This is a genomic window from Melaminivora alkalimesophila, from assembly GCF_000282995.1.
Lineage (GTDB): Bacteria > Pseudomonadota > Gammaproteobacteria > Burkholderiales > Burkholderiaceae_C > Melaminivora > Melaminivora alkalimesophila.
The window spans coordinates 1-862 of the sequence record NZ_ALEE01000596.1; the positions used below are offsets into that span (position 1 = coordinate 1).

The window sequence follows — 862 nt, forward strand, 5'->3', positions numbered from 1 at the left end:
CGGGTCGCGCCGCGTGTAGATGCCTGCCACCGCCATGTCCGGGTTCTTGCCGATCGCCGCCTCCACGCCACGGCCGAGGTTTCCGTAGCCGACGATGCCGACGCGGATGGGAGTGGAGGAAGGGTTCTGCTGGGTCATGGAAATTCTCGCGAGCGAATGAAGACGACGGGCCAGCGGCCGGGTTCAGCTTTCACGGCGGCGTGGGGCACGGCAAGCGGCCGCGCAGGCGGCCAGGCAGGCTCCGTGGGGAAGCGAACGATTATGGCGCCTGCAGATCACCCTGCAGCAGCGCGGGCAGCATTTCGGGGGGCAGCCGGAAGCCGCAGGCCTGCGCGTGGCCGCCGCCGCCCATGCGGACGGCCAGCGGGGAGCAGTCGTAATCGCGCTGCGAGCGCAGCCCCACGCGGATCTGTCCATCCTCGGCCACGGTCCACATCAGGGCGAAGCCGCCGTACCGGCGCGAGACGATGTCGCCCACCAGGCTGTGGAAGGCGCCCGGCGCATTGACCATCCATCCGGTCTCACCGTTGAAGCGAAGGGGCCGGGCAGCGCGCGCGATGTCGTCGGCCAGGTGGCGGAATTTCTCGTCCATGGCGCGCCCACGAGCGACGAATTCCTGCACCTGCGCGGGCGTGAAGTCGGCGATCTCGCTCCAGCGCGGAAAATCGTGTGGTTCCAGGTCGAGTGCCGCCACGAAGCCGGCCGTCTCCGGGTGGCGCCAGTTCCACAGGTCACGGTCCTCGACCAAGCGCACCAGATCCGGCAGCGGTCCTTGCGGAAAGAAATATTCCCACGCCAGCCGCGCGCCGCTGCGCTGCATGTCGAAATGCAGCACGCCGTTGCGGCTCGTGCAGCCGGCAAG

1 protein-coding gene and 1 pseudogene are annotated in these 862 nt (G+C 69.0%); both read right to left on the minus strand.

Annotation, left to right across the window (positions count from 1 at the left end; genetic code table 11):
* Positions 1-138 (minus strand): annotated as a pseudogene (locus A612_RS17985) (diaminopimelate dehydrogenase); the annotation flags it as partial.
* 121 nt (positions 139-259) lie between these two features.
* On the minus strand, positions 260-862 hold a 603-nt coding region (locus A612_RS11630), incomplete at its 5' end, for a DHHA1 domain-containing protein (RefSeq protein WP_019374648.1).